The organism is Lysobacter sp. F60174L2 (genome assembly GCF_052547135.1).
The window spans coordinates 165806-182259 of record NZ_JBQWRA010000004.1 but is presented as its reverse complement, the minus strand read 5'-3'; the positions used below and the strand labels follow the sequence as shown (position 1 = coordinate 182259).

Here is a 16454-nt window from a genome sequence, read left to right as displayed (position 1 = left end):
ACGGTGGGGTGCATGTGTCGCTGTTGCCCCGGTATCGGCCGTGCGCGCGGGAACTGTCGCGACCGGGGTGACGGATGTTCGCGAGTTGTGGTAGGCGGCACGTTTTCACGCGCGGCGGGAACGAAAAAGGCGCGCCGGTTCCCCGGCGCGCCCTTTCGGTTGCAACGTGGCTGGAGGCTCAGAATTCCTGCCAGTGCTGCTCCTGGCCGTTGGCCGCGCCGTTGCTCCGGGCCGGCTTGCGGGCCTGCTTGGCCGGCTTGGCTACCGCCCGGCGCGCCGCGACCGGCGGTGCCGGCTCGGCCACCCGGGTGATCTTGATCGGCGGTGTCTGCACGGCTTCCTGCGAATCCAGGTGGAAGGCGGCGACGATCTCCACCAGGTGGGTCGACTGCTGCTCCAGGCTGCGCGCGGCGGCCGAGGCCTCCTCCACCAGCGCGGCGTTCTGCTGGGTGCCTTCGTCCATCTGCAGGATCGCCTGGTTGACCTGGTCGATGCCGCTGCTCTGCTCCTGCGACGCCGCCGAGATGTCGGCGATGATGTCGGTCACGCGCTTCACGCTGGTCACGATCTCGCCCATGGTCTTGCCGGCCTGGTCGACCAGCGTGCTGCCTTCCTCGACCTTGCCGACCGAGTCGGTGATCAGCTGCTTGATCTCCTTGGCGGCGCCGGCAGAACGCTGCGCCAGCGAGCGCACCTCGGCGGCGACCACCGCGAAGCCACGACCCTGTTCACCCGCACGCGCGGCCTCGACCGCGGCGTTGAGCGCCAGGATGTTGGTCTGGAAGGCGATGCCGTCGATCACGCCGATGATGTCGCTGATCTTGCGCGACGAATCATTGATCGCGCTCATCGTCTGCACCACCTGGCCGACCACCTGGCCGCCCTGTTCGGCGACGTCCGCCGCGCCGATGGCGAGCTGGTTGGCCTGGCGCGCGTTGTCGGCGTTCTGGCGCACGGTCGAGGTCAGTTCCTCCATCGACGAGGCGGTTTCCTCCAGCGACGCGGCCTGCTGCTCGGTGCGCTGCGAGAGGTCGTTGTTGCCGGCGGTGATCTCGCCGGCGGCGCCGCTGATCGCGTTGCTGCCCTGGCGGATCTCGCCGACCACCGACGCGAGGTGCTGCACCGCGACGTTGGCGTTGCGCGCCAGCTCGCCGAACTGGCCGGGCAGGTCGTCGTCGGCGCTGCGGGTGAGGTCGCCATCGGCCACCGCGGCGAGCACGCCGCCGACCTCGCCGAGACCCCGGTCGGCGCTTTCCATCAGCGCGTTGAGGCTTTCGATCATGTCGCGGTAGATGAACTCGAACCGCTCCGCATCGCCGCGACGGCTGAAGTCGCCTTCGACGGCGGCATCGACCAGGCCCTTGAGCTCGTCGGTCAGCGCCTGCATGCCGGACTTGACCGCGTCCATGGCCGCGGTGATCTGCGCCTTCTTGCCGGGCAGTCGCTCCATGTCCTCGCTCAGGTCGCCGCGCGCGTAGCTGGCGACGATGCCGATCACGCGCTCGTTGACATCGATGTGCGACGCGACCAGCGCGTTGATTTCCTCGGCCATCACGCCGAACGAGCCGGGGAAGGCCTCGTTGTCGAGGCGGTCGTCGATCTCGCCGGCCTGGTGCGCTTCGAACAGCTTCTTCTGCGCATCGGAGAAACCGCGCAGGGTGCCGACCGCGCCTTCAAGGCTTACCGCGATGTCGCGCAGTTCGTCCTGGCTGTCCACCGCGACCGACTGCGGGAACTGGCCGGCGGAAATCTGCTCGGCCGCGCGCTGGATGGTCTGCAGCGAGCCGCGGGTGCTGCGTGTGAAGCCCAGGAACAGGTAGCCCGACAGCAGCAGCACCAGCACCACGACCAGCGCGGTGATGTTGGCCTCGGCCTTGAGCGCGGAGATCTCGGCGCGCGCGGCGCGGTCCAGCGAGCGGCTGGCCGCCACCAGCGCCGCCTCCATCGCCAGGCGGGTCGCATCGTCGCGCGCGGCCATGGTGGCGACCGGCAGGTCCGGCACCGGGGCGTCGAGGATGTGGGTCTGGATCGCGGTGTTCTGCTTGTCGACGGCCGACAACGCGGTGGCGAGCTGGGTGCCGATGCTGTCGGCGAGTTCCGGCATCGCCGCCTGGGCGGTGGCGACCTCGGCCTCGATGTTCTCGCGCAGGAAGCCCTGCATGTTGCGCGAGACCGCCAGCCCGGTGCGGTCCTCGACCCAGATCGCGCCCTCGCCCAGGACGCGCAGGCCGACGGCACCCTGCTGCGAGGTGTACTCGGCCAGGGTCGGCAGCCACTCGGACGCCGCGCGGCCCATGTACATCACGGCCGGGTCCTCGGCGGTGGCCAGGCCGCTGTGCTCGGCGACCAGGCCCATCAGGTTGCGGACGCCGAGCACGGCCGCATCGCGCGCCTCGGCGGCCGCGGTCGCGTCCGCGCTGCCGGCGCTGGCCGTGGCCCAGGCCGTGCGGGCGGCCTTGGCCGGCTCCTGCAGCGGCGCGTCGGGGAGTGCCTGCCCGGCCCATTCGGCGAACGCCGCGAGACCGTCGGACGCGTTGCCCGCGGCGGCCGAGAGCAGTTCGGCGGAGATCCCGTCGTTGGCGTCGCGGCGGGTCACCAGTTGCCGGTACTGCTGCATCGCCAGCATCGACTGGTGCAGCCTCGACAGGCCCTCGACCGCCGCCTGCTGCTGGCGCGCGGCATTGATGTCGGCGATCGCGCGGGTCATCAGGATGCCGGCCAGCAGGCCGCAGGTCAGCATGAACACGCCGCCGATCACCAGCGCCTTCTGGCTGAAGCGCAATCGCGCCATCAACCGCGTCGCCGGCGCCATCGCACGGTCAAGCAGGGAGGAAGGAAAACGGCTGGACATGTGGGACCTCGGCAGTGGCGGGGACCCGCGATGGGTCGACTCACTGGACATCGGCGCCGGCCGCGCGAACTTTAACGACCGCGGATCAAATGTGACGCACCTCGCATTTCGGCGGCCCGGATCCAAAGTTATCGCCGGCGGTGCCGATGAACCGGGCATCCCCAGTGCTGTCCCCTCAAGGAGTCACCCCATGTCCCGTCCCTCCATCCTCGTCGCGGCCGTACTCGCGGTGGCGTTCGTGGCGCCGGCCCACGCCGATCCCGAACTGAAGCCGATCAAGCGGGTCGAGCCGGAGTACCCGACCGAAGCGCTGCGCGCGCGCACCGAAGGTTTCGTCGAAGTCGAGTTCACCGTCGACGCCAGCGGCAAGGTCGAGAGCGTCTCGGTGCTCAACGCACGCCCGGCCCGCACGTTCGAGCGCGCCGCCGTCGCAGCGGTGAAGCAGTGGGACTTCGCGCCCGGCGGTGGCCGCGGCAAGGTGCGGCTCGACTTCGCGCTCTGAGCGAAGCGTAAGCCGAACGACAAACGCGCCCTCCGGGGCGCGTTTTTTTGTGCCTGTTGCGGGCTGCAAGCTGTTGTAGGAGCGACGTAAGTCGCGAATTCCCTGATGCGCCGGTTATCGTGCTGCGCGCGAAAACGCGGATGCGCGCCAGGGGTTCCGGACCCGTCAGCCAGTTTCGATAGCCGGTTGCCGTGGCGTTCGCGACTTACGTCGCTCCTACAGGGGGCTAGCCGGGCGTTTGCGAGCCGGGTCGATTCTGCAGGAAGCTGCCTTGCGTCGGGATCAGGCCGCGATCGCTTCGGCGACCAGGCCCATCTCGGCGCTGGTCATCAGCCGCTCGATGTCGAGCAGGATCAGCATCCGGTCTTCCAGGGTGCCGATGCCGGTGAGGAACTGGCGGTCGATCGCCGCGCCGACTTCGGGCACTTCGCGGACCTGCTCGCCCGACAGGCGCACCACGTCCGACACCCGGTCGACCACGATGCCGACCACGCGGTCGGCGACGTTGAGCACGATCATCACCGTCAACGCGTTGTACTCGGCCGCCAGGCGGAACTTCAGGCGCATGTCGATCACCGGCACGATCACGCCGCGCAGGTTGATCACGCCCTTGATGTAGTCGGGCGCGTCGGGCAGGCGGGTGACCGCGTCGTAGCCGCGGATCTCCTGCACCTTGAGGATCTCCACGCCGTATTCCTCCTCGCCCAGGGCGAAGGTCAGGAACTCGTCGGTGGCGCCGTCGCCGTCGATGCCGGGGGTGTGGGTCTGCTGGCTGGTGCTGCTCATGTGGGTCCTCGGTGTCGTGCGGTGTCGGGCGGCGCTCAGGCGGCCGCGGGCAGGGAGTGGTGTTGGGCCAGGCCGCCGGCGTCGACGATCAGCGCCACCCGGCCGTCGCCGAGGATGGTCGCGCCCGACACGCCGGCCACGCGGCGGTAGTTGGCTTCGAGGTTCTTGACCACGACCTGCTGCTGGCCGAGCAGTTCGTCGACCTCCAGCGCCAGCTTGCGGCCGTCGCTCTCCACCACCACCGCGATCGGCGGACGCGCCGGTGCGGCCGTGGCTGCATTGGCCGCGGCCGCGCCGTCACCGGAATGGGGCAGGCGGTACTGCTCGCGCAGGTTCAGCAGCGGCAGGTAGTCGTCGCGCACGCGCAGCACGCGGGCGTCGTTGGCGATGGTGCGGATCTCGCCGGCGGCGGGCTGCAGCGATTCCACCACCACGTTCAGCGGCAGGATGAAGACCTCGTCGCCGACCGCGACCGACATGCCGTCGAGGATCGCCAGGGTCAGCGGCAGGCGGATCGACACGGTGGTGCCGACGCCCTTGCTGCTGCGGATCTCGACCTGGCCGCCCAGGGCGACGATGTTGCTCTTGACCACGTCCATGCCGACGCCGCGGCCCGACAGGTCGGTCAGCGCGTCGGCGGTGGAGAAGCCTGGGTGGAACACCAGGTCCCAGACCTGCGCGTCGGTCGGCTCGGGCGGCAGCGGCAGGTTGCGCTCGGCCGCCTTGCGCAGGATGCGCTCGCGGTCAAGGCCTTTGCCGTCGTCGCCGACCTCGATGATGATGTGGCCGCCCTGGTGGGCCGCGGTCATGCTGATGGTGCCGGTCTCGTCCTTGCCCGCGGCACGGCGCTCGTCGGGCATTTCCAGCCCGTGGTCGATCGCGTTGCGCATCAGGTGGACCAGCGGGTCGACGATCTTCTCGATCACGCCCTTGTCGAGCTCGGTCGCCTCGCCCTGGGTCTTCAGCCGGACCTTCTTGTCCAGACGCGTGGCGAGGTCGCGGACCATGCGCGGGAAGCGGCTGAAGGCGAATTCCACCGGCAGCATGCGCACGCTCATCACCGCTTCCTGCAGGTCGCGGGTGTTGCGGTCGAGTTGTTCCAGCCCGCCCAGCAGCGCTTCGTGGGTGTTGGGGTCGAGGCCGGTCGACTGCTGGCGCAGCATCGCCTGGGTGATGACCAGTTCGCCGACCAGGTTGATCAGCGCGTCGACCTTGTTGACGGCGACGCGGATCGAGGTTTCGGGTTCGCTGGCCGGTCGCGAGCTTGCCGCGGACGCGTCGGCATCGGCGACGGGTACGGCGGCGGCCTGCGGGGCGGCTGGCGCGATCGCCTCGATCGACAGCTCGCACTGGTCCTCGACCCACGCGAACGCCTCGTCGATCACGCCGCGCGGCACGCTCCCCGGCAGCATGAGGTCCCAGGCCAGGTGGGCCTCGAACGGATCGAGTTCGGCGAACGGCGGCAGGCGGTCGTCCAGGCAGGTGGCCTGCACCGGGCCGTGGCTCTCCAACTCGCGCAGGATCCGCAGCGGGTCGTTGCCGCTCATGAACATCGACGGTTCCGGGCGGAAGCCGATGCGCCATCCGTCGGTGCCGGCGGCGGCCGTGTTGCCGGCAACCGGCGCGTCGGCCGCGGCATCGCTGCCGAGCATGCGGTCCAGTCCCTCGCGCGCGCGGGCCAGCGCGGCATCGTCGACCTGGCCGCCGTGTTCGGCGACGGCGAGCAGGCCGCGCAGCACGTCGACCGCATCCAGCAGGACGCCGGTCGCGGCGGCATCGATCGTGCGCTTGCCGCCGCGGGCTTCGTCGAGCAGCGTCTCCAGCAGGTGGGTCAGGTCGCTGATCGCGGCAAAGCCGAAGGTGGCGGCGCCGCCCTTGATCGAGTGCGCCGCGCGGAAGATCACGTTGATGGTGTCGGCGCCATTGCCCGCACCGGCCTCCAGTCCCAGCAGGCCGGACTCCATCGCATCGAGGCCCTCGCGGCTCTCCTCGAAGAACGCGGCGTGGAACTGGGTGATGTCCATGGTGTCAGCCGAGGACCTTGCGGACGGTGGCCAGCAGCTGTTCGGGGTCGAACGGCTTGACCAGCCAGCCGGTGGCGCCGGCGGCCTTGCCTTCCATCTTCTTGTCGCCGCCGGACTCGGTGGTCAGCATCAGCAGCGGGGTGAACTTGTAGTCGGGCAGCTGGCGCAGCTGGCGGATCAGCTCGATGCCGTCCATCCGCGGCATGTTGACGTCGGTGACCACGGCGTCGAACTTCGCGGTTTTGGCGATGTCGAGCGCGGCCTGGCCGTCCTCGGCCTCCTTGACGTTGTAGCCGCCGGACGACAGCGCGAAGGCGACCATCTGCCGCATGGAAGTGGAATCGTCAACGATCAGCAGGTTCGCGCTCACGCGGGCTCTCCAGTGGGTGTGTCGACGCCGAGGCTGGCGGCGAGCGCGAGCGAACGCGCGGCGTCGGCCAGGATCGGCGAGGCAAGGGTGATGGTGGTGCTGCGGCCGGCGTTGGCACGGTCGCGCACGAAGGCATGCAGCAGTTGCAGGCCGGCGGCATGGACGCGCTGCACCTGGTCGCCGGCCAGTTGCAGGGGCGCCTCGTCATCGAGGTGCGACAACAACGTGGCCTGCAGCTCGGCCACGTGCTCGATGCCCAGGTCCGGTTGCAGCGACAGTTGGTTCATTGGGGCGCGGGCCGAAAGGGGGTCGATAGGTTTAACGGCCGCGCCGGCGGCGACTTGAGGGCCGGGCGCAGGCGGGTTTTCCGGGGATTCTCAGGACAGGAACAGGGCGTTCGCATCCAGCAGCACGGTGGGCTGGTTGCCGACCCGGGCGATGCCGACCGTCGCCCCGGCGTCGCTGCCCAGCAGCGGCGGCTCGACGTGCTCGCGGCTGAGGGTGGCGACGTTCTCGACCACGGTGACCAGTACCCCGATCAGCTCGTCGTCGCGCTCGACCACCACGATCCGCGAATGCTCCGTGGTCACGATGGCCGCGCCGCCGAGCCAGAGCCCGAGGTCGAACACCGGCACGATCCGGCCGCGCAGGTTCATCACCCCGAGCACCGACGGTGCCGCGCCGCGCATGGCGACGATCGGCGCGACGCGGACGACTTCCTGCACCCGCAGCAACTCGAAGGCGTAGTGGTCGCTGCCGATGCCGACGCGCAGCCAGCGGCTGCTTGCGGCGGCCCGTGGGCGCGGTTCGGCCTGCGCCGCGGCTGCTGGAGCAATGGCTTGCGGAATGGCTGGCGGGACGACGGCTGGCGCGGCGGGCGGATCGATCCGGGGTGGTTGCGGCGCCACGGGAGGCACCACCTGCAGCGGCGGGCGAGGGGATTCCACGGCTTCGGTCCCGGCATCGACCATCGGCTCCTGCGGCGCATCGCCGGCGGGGAGTTCGCAGAGCAGCTCGTCCAGGTAGGCGTCGACCACGGGCGTGCTCACGCGGCCTCCTGCTGGCGCGGCATCGCCGCAAGCAGCCAGTTCAGCGCGGAACGGTAGGCATCGGCGCCGCGTCCGCCCGGGGCTTCGGCCGCGGTCAGCACGGACGGGTCACGCAGGCGGGTGTCCATCGGGATCGCCTTGGGCCAGACGCGGCCCTCGTACAGGTCGTGCAGCCGGTCCAGGCTCTGCACGCCGGAGCGGGTGCGGCGGTCGTACAGGGTCGGCAGCACGTGGCGCGGCAGCGGGCGCCGGCGCGAGCGCTCGACCATGGCGGCGGTGCGCAGCATGTCGGCCAGCCCATGCAGGGCGAGCGGGTCGGTCTGGGTCGGCACCACCAGCCGGTCCGCCGCGGCCAGCGCGTTGACCATCAGCAGGCCGAGTGTCGGCGGGCAGTCGAGCACCGCGTAGTCGAAGTTGGCGCGCGCGGCGTGCAGGGCACGGCCGATCGACAGGCCGAGTCCGGGCTGGGTCGCGCCGCGGCGTTCCAGGGTTGCCAGTGCCGGTTGCGCGGCGACCAGCAACAGATTGTCGATGGCGGTGCCGCGCGCCAGCGAGCGCAGTTCGGCGCCGCCGGGGTTGAACAGGTCGTGGCTGCCGGCGGGCGGCGGATCGGTCGGCACCGCGAACGCGCGGGTCAGCGAAGCGTGCGGATCGAGGTCGATCAGCACCACCCGCGCGCCGTCGGCGGCCAGGCCGCGCGCGAGGCACAGCGAGGTGGTGGTCTTGCCGACGCCGCCCTTCTGGTTGGCGATTGCCCAGGTCTGCATGTCAGGGGGCTCCCAGGCCGCTGCCGCCGGAAGCGATGTCCGGCAGCGGAAGGTTGGTGAGGACGCCGGTCGCGTCCGCGGACGAAGCGGGTTGGGGTTCGGAGGCGACGCGGCCGGTGTCGCCGGTGGACGCATCGGCGACCACCGGCGGCAGCGGCTGGGTGATCGCATCCGCGCCCTGCGGCGCGGCGAGGATCACCAGCAGCACGCGGCGGTTGGCGTTGCGGCCTTCGACGGTGGCGTTGTCGGCGATCGGCTGGTGTTCGCCGAATCCGACCACCGCGAGTCGTTCCGGCTCCAGCCCGCCATCGATCAACTCGTGCACGACGCTGCCGGCGCGCGCCGCCGACAGCTCCCAGTTGGACGGGAACTTCACGGTGTGGATCGGCTGGTCGTCGGTGTAGCCCTCCACGCGCACCGCGTTGGGCTCGTCGCGCAGTACCTCGGCGAGTCGGCGCACGGTCTCGGTCGCCAGCGGGCTGGGCTCGGCCACGCCGCTGGCAAACAGGATGTCGCTCTGGATCTCGACCTCCAGGAACAGCTCGCTGCGCCGCACGGTGACCAGCTTGCGCCGCACCAGGTCCGACAGCGCCTGCTGGATGCGCGTGCCGATCCACTGCAACTGCTCGCTGTGCCGGCCCTGCTGCGCGCCGCCGGCCTGCATCGTGTCGCGCGTGACCCGCACCGTGTGGCCGAAGGTCGGCATGTCCAGCACCTGCAGCATCCGCGGCGAGTTGATCGGGGTGGCCGCGGACGGCCCGGACTTGGAGTCCGGCGTCTGCATCGACGGCCGGTCGAACGAGGAACCGCGCAACTGAGTCTGGCCGAGCTGGATCGGAGAAATAGTCCGCGGCTGCCCGCCGAACGCCGACGACAGCGAGTCCGCCAGCACCCGGTACTTGCCCTCGTTGAGCGACGAGATCGCGTACATCACCACGAAGAAGGCCAGCAGCAGCGTCATCAGGTCGGCGTAGGGGATCGCCCAGGCCTCGTGGTTCTGGTGCTCCTCATGGCGGTGGCGGCGGCGTCCCATGCGCGCCGCCTCAATGCACGAAGCCGTTGAGCCGCGCCTCGATGTTGCGCGGGTTCTCGCCCTGGGCGATCGCGATCAGCCCCTCGACGATCATTTCGCGCTCCTGCGCCTGGTGGCCGATCAGGCCCTTGAGCTTGGCCGCCATCGGCAGCAGCGCCAGGTTGGCCATGCCGATGCCGTAGATGGTCGCGGTGAACGCCGCGGCGATGCCGTGGCCGAGCTGGCTGGGGTCGGCGAGGTTCTTCATCACCGCCATCAGGCCGAGCACCGCGCCGATGATGCCCAGCGTGGGCGAGTAGATGCCCATGCCCTCGAACACCCTGGCGGCGGCGACGTCGCGGTCGGACTGGCCGTGCAGTTCGATCTCCAGCATCTGCCGGATCGCCTCGGGCTCGACACCGTCGACGACCATCTGCAGGCCCTTGCGCAGGAACGGGTCTTCCAGCGTCTGCACTTCCGCCTCCAGCCCGAGCAGGCCCTGGCGGCGCGCGGTGCCGCTCCACTCGACGATGCGCGTGATCAATGCGCCGCGGTCCTGCATCGGCGGCTGGAACACCCAGCGCACGATCTTCAGCGCACGCTTGAAGGTGTCCATCGGCGTCTGCACCAGGATCGCCGCGACGGTGCCGAGCACCACGATCACGAACGCGGCCGGCGACCACAGGCCGGACAGTCCCGCGCCCTTGAGCACGCTGCCGCCCAGCAATGCGCCGATCGCCAGTAAAGTTCCGATGATGCTGAGCCTGTCCATTGATCGAGTTAACGGTCCGTGGGTGGATTACTTGAGATGCACGGCGGCGTTCTGGCGACCGTGCTCACGGTTGTCAGCGCCCGCCGCGCACGCCGGTGCGGTACAGCGCGTCGACATCGAGGATCAGCGCCATGCGGCCATCGCCGATCAGGCTTGCGCCGGCATAACCGGCCAGCCCGCGCAGGGTTTTCGGCAAGGCCTTGATGACCACTTCCTCGCGGCCGCGCACGCTGTCGACCGCCAGGCAGAAACGCTGCTCGCCCGACTGCAGCACCACCGCGGTGGATTCCTCCAGGGTGGTTTCCGGCAGCCCCAGCCAGCGCCGCAGCGACAGCAGCGGCACCGGTTGCTGGCGCAGGTCGAGCACGGTCTGGCCGTCGACCTGCATCGCCTGGCCGCGCTCGTGCGACAACACCTCGACCACGCGCACCAGCGGTAGCGCGTAGACATCGCCGGCCAGCTCGACCAGCAGGGTCGGCAGGATCGCCAGCGTCAGCGGTACGCGGATCAGGAAGCGGCTGCCACGGCCGGGCTCGGACTGGATCTGCACCTCGCCCGACAGCTCGCGGATCTTCGACTGCACCACGTCCATGCCGACGCCGCGGCCGGACAGGTCGCTGACCTTGCTGCGGGTGGAGAAGCCGGCCATGAAGATCAGTTGCAGGCATTCGTCGCTGGACAGGCGCGCGGCCGCTTCGGCTTCGATCAGGCCCTTGCGCACCGCGCTGTCGCGGATCCGGTCGGGGTCGATGCCGGCGCCGTCGTCGCGCACTTCGATGGCGACGTGGTCGCCTTCCTGCTGCGCGCTCAGCACGACCTGACCCTGCGCGGGCTTGCCGGCGGCGATGCGGGCGTCGGGGCTTTCGATGCCGTGGTCGATCGCGTTGCGGACCAGGTGCACCAGCGGGTCGGACAGGGCCTCGACGAGGTTGCGGTCGAGTTCGGTCTCGGCACCGATGACTTCGAGTTCCACCTTCTTCTGCAACTGGCGGGCGACGTCGCGGGCGAGTTTGGGGAAGCGCGAGAACACCCGGCCGACCGGCTGCATGCGCGCCATCATCACCGCCGACTGCAGGCGCGAGGTGGCGGCGTCGAGCGTGGTCACCGCGCGGTCGAGTTCGTCGTCGCGCAGGCGCGGGCGGATGGTCTTGAGCCGGTTGCGGGCGAGCACGAGTTCGCCGACCAGGTTGACCATGGCGTCGAGCCGGCGCACGTCGACGCGCACGGTCGGGTCTTCCTGGTGCGGCGCGGCGGCGGGCTTGCGCGGGGCGGCGGGTTGGGCGCGGGCCGGGGGCGGCGGGTCATTGGCCGGCGGCGCGGATGCGACCGGGGCCGATGTCGGTGCCGGTGCCGTCCCGGGCACGGCGGCGGCGTCGTGGGTGCCAGGGATGCCGCCGGAGCCGTGCAGGCTGTCCAGCAGCGCTTCGAAATCGAGATCGTCGAGGTCGTCGGACGCTTCCGCCGCCGGTGCACTGGTCGGCGCCGCCGCGACGGAACCGCCGGACGCGCCCGCGCGCAGGCCGTCGAGCAGGGCCTGCGGCGCCGGCATCAGCACCTCGCCGGCGGCAACGCAGTCGAGCAGGTCGACCAGCAGGTCGAGCGATTGCTGGGCGCCGTCGAACGCATCGGCATCCAGCGGCGCCTCGCCGCTGCGGGCGGCGTTGAGCCGGTCCTCCACCGCGTGGCAGATCGCCACCATCGGCGGGAAGTCGAGGAAGCCGGCGCCGCCCTTGATGGTGTGGAAGCCGCGGAATACCGCGTTGAGGCATTCGCGGTCGGCCGGGCTGCGCTCGAGCGCGACCATCTGCTCGCCGAGCTGGTCGAGGATCTCGCGGGCCTCGATCAGGAAGTCGGCGCAGATGTCGTTGCCGGTGTCGTCGTCGAACGCCGCGCTCATGTCAGATCCCCAGCGAGGACAGCAGCTCGTTGGCGTCGTCCTGCGTCGCCGGAGCGGCGTCGAGGCCGGCGATCGACGGGCCGTGGCCGCGGTTGGCCAGCTTCAGCGGCTCGGACGGGTCGGACACGTCGCCGAGGCCTTCCTGCACCGCACGCACCAGCTCGACCACGCGCAGGATGATCTGCCCGGTGAGGTCCTGGTAACCCTGCGCGGCGGTCATTTCCGACAGCCGCTCGCGGATGCCGGTCACGGCCTCGTCCTGCGAGGCATCGCCCGCCTGCATCCGGCCCAGCAGGCCGGAGCATTCCTGGATCAGGTCGAGCGTGCGCATGCTGGCGGTCTCGGTCAGCGTGACCACGTGTTCCAGCCGCGCGCAGGCGTCGGGCAGCGAGCCGTGGCTGCCGTGGCCGCCCGGGCCGCCAAGGGCGAGTTCCAGCTCCCGCGCGATGCGCGCCAGCCCCTGCACGAACGGCTGTGTGCGCCACTGGATCAACTCGTCGACATTGGTGCGCCAGGCCACCGGGTCGTCGTGCTCGAGCGCCCACAGCGCCGCGTGCAGGCGCTCGGTGATCAGTTCGCGATCCTGTGGCGCCAACAGCTTGGCCGTGGCCGCCGGGTCGGCCGGCACGCTGCTCACGCCGCGCTCTCCAGCCGCTCGAACACCTTGGTCAGCTTGTCGCCCAGCGTGGCGGCGGTGAACGGCTTGATGACGTAACCGTTCACGCCGGCCTGGGCGGCCTCGATGATCTGCTCGCGCTTGGCTTCGGCGGTGACCATCAGCACCGGGATCTTCGCCAGTGCGGCATCGCCACGGATCGCCTTGAGCAGGTCGATGCCGGGCATGCCGGGCATGTTCCAGTCGGTGATGACCAGGTCGAACGGACCCTTGCGCAGTTCCACCAGCGCGCTGGTGCCGTCGTCGGCCTCGGTGGTGTTGTAGAGGCCGAGGTCGTTGAGCAGGTTCTTGACGATGCGGCGCATGGTCGAGAAGTCGTCGACGATCAGGATCCGGATGTTCTTGTCCATGGGTCAGGCTCTTGCAGCGGGGAGTTGAGGGGGCTTGGCGTCAGGCGTCGTCGTCGAGGAGGGCTTCCTCGCGCCAGTCGCCCAGGCGCGCGCGCAGGCGCAACATCGCCTGGCCGTGGATCTGGCAGACGCGCGATTCGCTGATCGACAGCACCGCGCCGATCTCGCGCAGGTTCATTTCCTGCTCGTAGTAGAGCGACAGCACCAGTTGCTCGCGCTCGGGCAGGTGGCCGATCGCGCCGCCGAGCGCTTCGCGGAACGCGGTGTGCTCGAACTCGCGGGCCGGGCTGGCGGTGCTGCCGGAGGCCAGCCGCGGCTCGCCGTCGTGCTCCTCCAGGTGCGCGTCGAGGCTGATCAGCTGGCCGCGCGCGGCGGCCTCGAGCATGCGGTGGTATTCGTCGAGCGGCACGTCCAGCTGCGCGGCGACTTCCTGCGCGCTGGCGGCGCGGCCGGTGTCCTGCTCGACCTGGCGGGTGGCGGCGACCACGTCGCGGTACTTGCGGTGGACCGAGCGCGGCACCCAGTCGCCACGGCGGATCTCGTCGATCATCGCGCCGCGGATGCGGATGCTGGCGTAGGTCTCGAACGCGGCGCCCTGGTCGGACTGGAAGTTGCGGTCGGCGTCGATCAGGCCAAGCATGCCGGCCTGGATCAGGTCGTCGACCTCGACGCTGGACGGCAGCCGCGCGGCGAGGTGGTGGGCGATGCGGCGCACCAGTTCGCCGTGGCGTTCGACCACGAGCGAGGCGTCGCTGGACTGGTTGGCGCGATAGGCGGCAGCGGCGGTTTTCATGCGGCGGCACTCCTGGCGGGCTGGTCGATCAACCGCTCCATGAAGAACTCGACGTGGCCGCGCGGGCCCTGCGGGCTCTGCCACTGGCCGGCGCGGCGGGCGATGTCGCGGAACGCGGCCGCGGCCGGCGCCGACGGGAACGCGTCGACCACCGCCTCCTGCCGCTGCACCGCGCGGCGCAGCCACTCGTCGCGCGGGATCGCGCCGAGGTAGTTGAGGGTCACGTCGAGGAACTTGGAGGTGACCCGCTGCAGCTTGTCGAACAGCTGCCGGCCCTCGGCGCTGTGCTGCACCTGGTTGGCGAGGATCTGCACCCGGCTGACCCCGCGGTCGCGGCTGAGTACCTTGATCAGCGCGTACGCGTCGGTGACCGAGGCCGGCTCGTCGCAGACCACCACGATCACGTCCTGCGCGGCCTGGCAGAAGGTCAGCACGCCATCGGCGATACCCGCGGCGTTGTCGACGATCATCGTGTCGATCGGCACGTCCAGCTGGCTGAAGGCGTGCACCAGGCCGACGTGCTGCTGCGGCAGCAGCTCGGTCATGTGGCGCTTGCCGGACGCGGCGGGGACGATCCACATCCCGCCCGGGCCTTCCAGCAGGGTGTCGCGCAGCTCGCAGCGGCCGGCGAACACGTCGGCCAGGGTGAACCGCGGCGACAGCCCCAGCATCACGTCGACGTTGGCCAGGCCGAGGTCGGTATCCAGCAGCAGGGTGCGCTGGCCGCCGTTCTGCAGGGCCAGGGCGAGGTTGACCGAGACGCTGGTCTTGCCGACGCCGCCCTTGCCGCTGGCGACCGCGATCACCCGCACGGGGGCGCGCAGGGCCGCCGGCGCAGCGCCGGGCTGCGTCGCCGGGAAAGCGGGATTGTGGTCAGGCGACGGCATGACGGTCCTCGGTGGCAAGGGGGTTATCGGCAGCACGGCGCAGTTTCTCCAGTAGCAGCACGAGGCTCGATGCATTGGCGGCCGCCAGGTCGGTCGAAACCTGCTGTCCGGCGGAGGTGTAGGCGAGGCTGAGGCCGTTGCGGATCACCACCGACAGGGCGGCGCCGAGTCGGCCGGTCTCGTCGAGCTTGGTCAGCACCACGCCCTCCGGGCTGGCGATGCGGTAGCGGCGCACGACCTCGTTCATGTCGTGCGGATGGCCGTTGGCCGGCAGCACCAGCAGGCTGCGCAGGTTGCGGGTGGCGCGCAGCCAGGTGATCTGGCCGAGCAGGGCGCGGTCGCGGGCGCCGTAGCCGGCGGTGTCGACCACCACCAGCGGGTAGTCCTGCAACTGCGCCAGGGTCTGCTGCAATGCTTCCGGACCCTGCGCCTCGCAGACGGTGATGCCGAGCCGGCGGCCGTGGGCGTGCAACTGCTCGCAGGCGCCGACGCGCTCGAAATCGGTGGTGACCAGGGCCACGTCGCGGGCGCGGTGGCGGGCGGCGAAGCGCGCGGCGATCTTGGCGGTGGTGGTGGTCTTGCCGGCGCCGGTGGGGCCGACCAGGGCGATCACGTTGTTGTTGCCGCCGACGTCGTCGATCGGTTCCTCGCGGCTGATGGTCAGCATGCGGGCCAGTTCGGCCAGCATCGGGGCGTGCACGCGGGCCGGGTCCAGCGTCGGGTCGATCTTCGCCGCGAGGGTCTGCGCCAGCGAGTCGTCGCAGCCGTAGCCAAGCAGGATGTCGAACGCGGCGGCGCGGGCGGGCGAGCCTTTCAGGCGCTCGACCGCGAACTGGCCCATCTCGCGCTCGATCAGCTGGCGCATGGTCGCCAGCTCCTCGCGCATCGCGGCGACCGCCGGGTCGGCGTCCCAGCGCGGGACGGCATGCAGGTGGCGTTCGGCGGGCGCGGTGTCGCGCGTCGCCTCTTCGCGCGGTTCCGGCAGGGGTTCCAGGCTCAGCTCGATCTTCGGCGCAGGCAAGGGTGCGGGCGCCGGGGCTTGGGCAGGGGCCTGCGGGTCGGAAGGGACCTGCGCGGCCGCGGCGGCCACCGGGGCGTCCGGCTCCGGGTGCTGCCGCGGCGACGCAGGCGGGGAAGGAGGTGCGGCGTGCGCGGCTTCGGCCTGGGCGCGCGCGGCGTGGGACAGGGTGACGACATCGTTTGCCGGCTCGGCGTCGGCGACGCTGGCGGGCACGGCGCCGAGCGCGGCCATCATCGCGTCGAAGCGGGTCGGCTCGGCGCTGGCGACCGCCGCGGCCGCCGGCGTGGTGTCGGCGGTGAGTTCGGCCAGGGTCGGCTCGGCGGACGGTGCGCGGGGTGCATCGCCGAGCTTGAACACGGCCCGGGCGCGGGTGGCGAGGGTCTCGCGTACCGACGGCGCCGGGTTGGTGGCCGCGAATGCCGGGACCGATGCGGGTGCGGGTGTCGGCTCGGCGGCTACCGCAGCTACCGCGGCAGGCGTCGGCGCAGCAGCGGGTGTCGCTGCGATCGCGGGCGCGGCGGCGCGCAATGCCTGGTGCACCAGGGCCTCGTCGTAATCGGTGGCCGAGACCACTTCCACCCCTTCCGCGCACGGGCGGTTGGACAGGATCACCGCATCCGGGCCCTGCTCGTCGCGGACCATCCGCAGGGCGGTGCGCATGTCGCTGGCAATGAATCGCTTGATTCTCATCAACTAC

Annotated in this window: 16 protein-coding genes; 1 reads left to right on the top strand and 15 read right to left on the bottom strand. The window is 70.9% G+C overall.

Annotated features, from left to right (window positions below):
* Window positions 1-178 precede the first annotated feature (178 nt).
* Window positions 179-2851 carry a methyl-accepting chemotaxis protein gene (locus tag ACT9AS_RS12795; protein WP_445100536.1) on the bottom strand — a complete coding sequence of 891 codons (2673 nt, stop codon included), beginning with the start codon at window positions 2849-2851 and terminating at the stop codon, window positions 179-181.
* Window positions 2852-3041: 190 nt separating this feature from the next.
* Between ACT9AS_RS12795 and ACT9AS_RS12790 the strand changes: the two genes are divergently transcribed.
* Window positions 3042-3353: a TonB family protein gene (locus ACT9AS_RS12790; protein ID WP_445100535.1), complete on the top strand. Its 312-nt coding sequence runs from the start codon at window positions 3042-3044 to the stop codon at window positions 3351-3353.
* A 282-nt stretch (window positions 3354-3635) separates the two neighbouring features.
* On the opposite strand, the gene ACT9AS_RS12785 is transcribed toward ACT9AS_RS12790, so the two are convergent.
* The 14 genes from ACT9AS_RS12785 to flhF all read right to left on the bottom strand — a co-directional run bounded on the left by ACT9AS_RS12785 (window position 3636) and on the right by flhF (window position 16447).
* Window positions 3636-4139, bottom strand: coding sequence for a chemotaxis protein CheW (locus ACT9AS_RS12785; protein WP_445100534.1), 504 nt, complete (start codon window positions 4137-4139; stop codon window positions 3636-3638).
* Window positions 4140-4174: 35 nt separating this feature from the next.
* Window positions 4175-6163: a chemotaxis protein CheW gene (locus tag ACT9AS_RS12780; protein ID WP_445100533.1), complete on the bottom strand. Its 1989-nt coding sequence runs from the start codon at window positions 6161-6163 to the stop codon at window positions 4175-4177.
* Window positions 6164-6167: 4 nt separating this feature from the next.
* Complete coding sequence (locus ACT9AS_RS12775; protein WP_445100532.1) at window positions 6168-6533, bottom strand: response regulator; 366 nt, start codon at window positions 6531-6533, stop codon at window positions 6168-6170.
* Window positions 6530-6820: an STAS domain-containing protein gene (locus tag ACT9AS_RS12770; RefSeq protein ID WP_445100531.1), complete on the bottom strand. Its 291-nt coding sequence runs from the start codon at window positions 6818-6820 to the stop codon at window positions 6530-6532. The genes ACT9AS_RS12775 and ACT9AS_RS12770 overlap by 4 nt, the downstream gene beginning before the upstream one ends.
* Window positions 6821-6910: 90 nt before the next feature.
* Window positions 6911-7582 (bottom strand): chemotaxis protein CheW, encoded by a 672-nt coding sequence (locus ACT9AS_RS12765; RefSeq protein WP_445100530.1) that lies wholly within the window; start codon window positions 7580-7582, stop codon window positions 6911-6913.
* On the bottom strand, window positions 7579-8349 hold the full coding sequence (locus ACT9AS_RS12760) for an AAA family ATPase (RefSeq protein ID WP_445100529.1): 771 nt from the start codon (window positions 8347-8349) through the stop codon (window positions 7579-7581). Before ACT9AS_RS12760 ends, ACT9AS_RS12765 begins: the two co-directional genes overlap by 4 nt.
* Before the next feature lies 1 nt (window position 8350).
* Window positions 8351-9382, bottom strand: coding sequence for a flagellar motor protein MotD (motD, locus tag ACT9AS_RS12755; protein ID WP_445100528.1), 1032 nt, complete (start codon window positions 9380-9382; stop codon window positions 8351-8353).
* A 10-nt stretch (window positions 9383-9392) separates the two neighbouring features.
* The gene (locus ACT9AS_RS12750) at window positions 9393-10133 is read right to left on the bottom strand and encodes a flagellar motor protein (protein WP_445100527.1); all 741 of its coding nucleotides are present in this window, start codon (window positions 10131-10133) and stop codon (window positions 9393-9395) included.
* Window positions 10134-10206: 73 nt separating this feature from the next.
* Entirely contained in the window at window positions 10207-12030 is a 1824-nt protein-coding gene (locus ACT9AS_RS12745; protein ID WP_445100526.1) for a chemotaxis protein CheW, read from the bottom strand.
* A 1-nt stretch (window position 12031) separates the two neighbouring features.
* The gene (locus tag ACT9AS_RS12740) at window positions 12032-12667 is read right to left on the bottom strand and encodes a protein phosphatase CheZ (protein WP_445100525.1); all 636 of its coding nucleotides are present in this window, start codon (window positions 12665-12667) and stop codon (window positions 12032-12034) included.
* Complete coding sequence (gene cheY, locus ACT9AS_RS12735; protein WP_445100524.1) at window positions 12664-13056, bottom strand: chemotaxis response regulator CheY; 393 nt, start codon at window positions 13054-13056, stop codon at window positions 12664-12666. Before cheY ends, ACT9AS_RS12740 begins: the two co-directional genes overlap by 4 nt.
* Before the next feature lie 40 nt (window positions 13057-13096).
* Window positions 13097-13849 (bottom strand): RNA polymerase sigma factor FliA, encoded by a 753-nt coding sequence (locus tag ACT9AS_RS12730; RefSeq protein WP_445100523.1) that lies wholly within the window; start codon window positions 13847-13849, stop codon window positions 13097-13099.
* Entirely contained in the window at window positions 13846-14736 is an 891-nt protein-coding gene (locus ACT9AS_RS12725) for a P-loop NTPase (RefSeq protein WP_445100522.1), read from the bottom strand. The genes ACT9AS_RS12730 and ACT9AS_RS12725 overlap by 4 nt, the downstream gene beginning before the upstream one ends.
* On the bottom strand, window positions 14723-16447 hold the full coding sequence (flhF, locus tag ACT9AS_RS12720; protein WP_445100521.1) for a flagellar biosynthesis protein FlhF: 1725 nt from the start codon (window positions 16445-16447) through the stop codon (window positions 14723-14725). The genes ACT9AS_RS12725 and flhF overlap by 14 nt, the downstream gene beginning before the upstream one ends.
* Window positions 16448-16454 lie beyond the last annotated feature (7 nt).